Below are 4,108 nucleotides of genomic sequence, written 5' to 3' on the forward strand. Positions count from 1 at the left end.
CGTCAAGTTTCCTTGTTTCCACCACCTCCAGGCAGTTCGATAACTGATTCCTGCTTTTTTGGCATAGTCTGAGAGTTTCATGTCTATATATTACCCAACATGACTACATCTGGCTATATTCTTATTGAAACTTTACAATACTGGGGGACTCGCAACACTTGCTCATAAAAATACCATTTCCCTGGAGGATAAGTTGGCTTGCTCGAATATTCATTTCCTTCTGTATCGGAAAGAAATTCAATTACAATTCCTGGAATATCCCCTTGCAGGTGTGGCGTATAACTGCGACGCACGTTTCCTAGGGATACCTCAATCCGAGGTACATACATCCAATCGGGAGCTTTAACCACAAACTTACCCTCTAACCGGGCGCAGACACCGTAATTCGTAGCGACTAATGTATTGTCTTGCAATCGCCCGGTTTGTTCTAAACTGTCGCTAAGTGCGGCGGCTAATGTCGGCTGATCAATATTATCCACAGGATCATCGGGTAAGGGAAAATCATCGGGTAGCTTCTCCCAGGTAATTTTAGGCTGAGTTGCAACCGTCGTCATCAGGTATCATCTCCCTCCATCTGTAAGCCCTATTTTAGATTAAAATTTGAATAGATTACAAACCCGCAACAAAAGAGATTAGCCCGTGCGATCGCAGATGGGGTGACACAGTGGTTCCAGAATGTTCAATAGAGCCAAACAGTGAGGATTATTTGATTGAGCCGGATGAAAATCATTCAAACCCAAGAGTCTTGCCATGTAGAAGAGTTCCCCACAGACGATGATACTGGTGGCAACACCTGCATCGCTGTGAACTTGTAGCTGTTGAATGAGGGCTTGTTCACCAAAGATGATGCGGCTACAGTGGTTGGTGTCGAGCAAATACATCAGAATTCGCCTGGGGAGCGAGTGTCGTAAACAAGTTGAAGACATTCCTCGAAGTCTTCGCCCTGCCAAGTCCCAGCGAATTTTAGTAAGTCTTTGGCTTTAGAGCCGCGCTTTAGGGGTTCCCCATCCGAAATTGGAACGGTTCTAGAGCGAGTGGTAGGGCGGGTAGGTCGGGTTTTGAGGTATTCCAGATAGTCGAGAATTTGCTCCAGAATGGGTTCTGGGGTAGATTCGATCGCGATGAGCAATTTTTCTTTAGTGGTGGTCATAGGTTAGTGGTATAGGAAATACAGCTATCATGAATGCTCCCCCATCGGAATTTTTCCTTCCTTTACCGTACCGCTCAAGATTTCGATATTCTAACACTTTATTGGCTATGGGGCGTTGCCTCGCCTTAACCCCCACCTACGAAAGTGAGCTGGGAGATGGATTCCTAATTATCTATAAGCTAAGTAGTATTAAATCCAGAGGGTCAGCAGCTCAAGCTGCTTGCCATGTTTCTGTGCCAATTTAATCGTTTTGTCAGAAATATCTTTCATATCAGGTTCCAATATTCACAACTACTATCAGGTTAAGACTTAGACATAGTGTCTATCACCTGTCTCAGGGTAAAGTTCCAGGATTTCCCTTGTGAATTATCCAGACGCGATCGCTAATCTTCTGTAAGAGTTTATATGTTCCTATGTTACGCGATCGCTATGTCCCCTCCCTCTGCGCCAGAACCCCCATCTCCTCTTAATTTAGATGAGTGGATTGCGATTATTGTGACATTGACAACAATTGGCGGTATTTTCTATTGGGCGATAGATAGAGAACATAAAGATCAGATTCTGCAAGAGTTAGGGTTTTCCCCGCCCTCACCTCAACCTGACTCAACACCGGAATCTCCAGAGCCGACTAAACCCACACCGACGACTCCTGAATTATCCACTTCTGAGACAACACCTCGTCGGGAAGCTGAGGTGCAGGGGAGTCGGGTTGCAGGGGTGCAAGGGAGAATGCAAGCTGCTCCAGCACCTGGAGCGCCGGAGAAAACTCCATCCCCAACTGTAACGCCAACCGTAACCCCAACACCTACTCCCTCGGTGGAATTTTCTGATGTACCCGATGAATTTTGGGCGCATGTTGCAATCGCAGCGTTGGCGCAGCGAGATATTGTGGTGGGCTTTCCCCAAGGTGAATTTAAACCGCAGCGATTTGCCACCCGGGGAGAGTTAGCCGCTATGCTACAGCAGGGATTTGAGCCAAAACCAAAGCGGCGTGCGATCGCGTTTAAAGATTTACCCCCCAATTACTGGGGCGCTGAGGCGATTGAGGAGGTGGCTAAAGCGGGAATAATCATTGGATATCCGGATGATAAATTTCGTCCCAACCAACCGATTACCCGTGCAGAAGCATTAGTGGTTTTGGCTAAAGCCCTGAACCTTAAACCCCCATCCGAACCCACTAAAACCTTACAACAGTACCAAGATAGCGATCAAATACCCAACTATGCGATCGCCAACGTCGCAGCGGCGGTAAAAGCAGGTTTAGTCACTGGCTATCCTCAAGGCGATTTGCTCAATCCAAATAAACCGGCTACCCGTGCTGAACTTGCGGCTATGCTTCATCAAGCTGTGGTGGTTTCCCAAAAAAGAGCTTAACTCCAATAAATAACGTTTCAGCCTATCTCTTCCACCTAGCTTTTCTCTAGTAATTTGACCTATGCCGATAGAGGTACTTTACCTAAATTGACGGATTATCCTCCTCCAACATTCTGCTAAACAATTGACCCTTGAATTAGCCAACAGTCTACCCTCAGATAGATTAATCATTATTAGCCATAGAGCTACTCTGAAATAAGCCAATTAATCTGAATAGCGAGTGAATCCTTAAAATCAAGCGACTCACTTAATAAACAACTCGTAAATAGGAGAACACAAGAAAATGGTTGCTACCCTTACTGATGCTAAGCGCTCTGCCATTGCTGAAAAACTTGCCGATATGCGGGCAATTCAAAATTTAATTATTGCTAATGAACAGCAATTTATAAAGGAATGCAAAAACAACGAGATTTTTGGTCGCTTAGAAGACATGTTGGAGGATGACCAGAACAACCTGGAAGTTCTGGAAACAACCATCACTCAATATGGAATTCAATCTGAGCCAAAAGAGAAAGTTCAAAAAATGATTGAACAGGCTCAGGAGATGATGAAAAGCTCTGAACTCAGCCTTTATGAGAAACTGGCTCAGCATGAACTCCTGAAACATGGACAAGTCATGTCCGGACTTGTGGTTCATAAGGCAGCTCAAATCGCTGGTGCGGATGTCGAGGAAGCACTTTCCCCCCTAAATTCGGTTAACTTTGAAAACCGGGCTCATCAGGAAAGACTTAAGGGAATGTTGGAATATTTAGGCACTCAAGAGTTAACGGGTGAAGAACCTGATCAAGGGCTTTGGGGACGAGTTCAGGATGCAGTAGCTGCGATGACGGGTGTGATTGGTAGTGCTGTGACTCAGGCTTCTGACAGGTCTGATATGGATATCATGGATATCATTTTCATGGATCACCAAAAAGCGAAAACCTTAATTAGTGAAATTAAGGGAACCAACAATCCGCAGCGCATCCAGGAGTTTTTTGGACAGCTCTACAAGGATGTAATTGTTCACGCCGAAGCAGAAAAAGAAACGGTCTATCCTCAAGTTCGTTCATTTTATGGCAATGATGATACTCAGGAACTCTATGATGAACATGAGGAGTTAAAAACGACTCTGAATGAGATGAAAGAGCTAGATCCGACTTCCTCCGAGTTTAAGTCCAAACTCAAGCAGGTGAAAGACATGATTGGCGATCACACTCGTCAAGAAGAAAGCACTATGTTTGCTTCTATTCGCAAGAATCTTTCCCCAGAGCAACGAGAACAAATGGCAACTCAATTTAAGGAAGTCAAAAAGAAATTGCAAAACCTAATGTAGGGGCGGGTTTAGGGACTAATGTAGGGGCGGGTTTAGGGACTAATGTAGGGGCGGGTTTAGGGACTAATGTAGGGGCGGGTTTAGGGACTAAATTCAGCTAACTCACCGATAAATGAACAGCAAAACCCGCCCCAACTCACCGATAAATGAACAGCAAAACCCGCCCTAACTCACCGATAAATGAACAGCAAAACCCGCCCCAACTCACCGATAAATGAACAGCAAAACCCGCCCTAACTCACCGATAAATGAACAGCAAAACCCGCCCTAAC

At 45.2% G+C, this 4,108-nt stretch carries 4 protein-coding genes and 2 pseudogenes; 2 read left to right on the top strand and 4 right to left on the bottom strand.

The genetic code is table 11. From position 1 onward, the window contains the following. The 4 genes and pseudogenes from RIM23_RS29450 to RIM23_RS29465 all read right to left on the bottom strand — a co-directional run. Window positions 1–81 (bottom strand): annotated as a pseudogene (locus RIM23_RS29450) (IS607 family transposase); the annotation flags it as partial. Window positions 82–137: 56 nt separating this feature from the next. Further along, window positions 138–554: pseudogene (locus tag RIM23_RS29455) on the bottom strand (Uma2 family endonuclease); the annotation flags it as partial. Window positions 555–632: 78 nt separating this feature from the next. Beyond that, a complete protein-coding gene (locus RIM23_RS29460; protein WP_446371884.1) occupies window positions 633–881 on the bottom strand; it encodes a hypothetical protein in 249 nt (82 codons plus the stop codon). Beyond that, on the bottom strand, window positions 881–1,150 hold the full coding sequence (locus RIM23_RS29465; RefSeq protein ID WP_446371886.1) for a hypothetical protein: 270 nt from the start codon (window positions 1,148–1,150) through the stop codon (window positions 881–883). The genes RIM23_RS29460 and RIM23_RS29465 overlap by 1 nt, the downstream gene beginning before the upstream one ends. A 405-nt stretch (window positions 1,151–1,555) precedes the next feature. Between RIM23_RS29465 and RIM23_RS29470 the strand changes: the two genes are divergently transcribed. After that, on the top strand, window positions 1,556–2,524 hold the full coding sequence (locus RIM23_RS29470; protein WP_446371888.1) for an S-layer homology domain-containing protein: 969 nt from the start codon (window positions 1,556–1,558) through the stop codon (window positions 2,522–2,524). A 283-nt stretch (window positions 2,525–2,807) separates the two neighbouring features. Further along, window positions 2,808–3,836 carry a hemerythrin domain-containing protein gene (locus tag RIM23_RS29475; RefSeq protein ID WP_446371890.1) on the top strand — a complete coding sequence of 343 codons (1,029 nt, stop codon included), beginning with the start codon at window positions 2,808–2,810 and terminating at the stop codon, window positions 3,834–3,836. Window positions 3,837–4,108: the final 272 nt, after the last annotated feature.

This window comes from Coleofasciculus sp. G3-WIS-01 (genome assembly GCF_040223135.1).
Lineage (GTDB): Bacteria > Cyanobacteriota > Cyanobacteriia > Cyanobacteriales > Coleofasciculaceae > Coleofasciculus.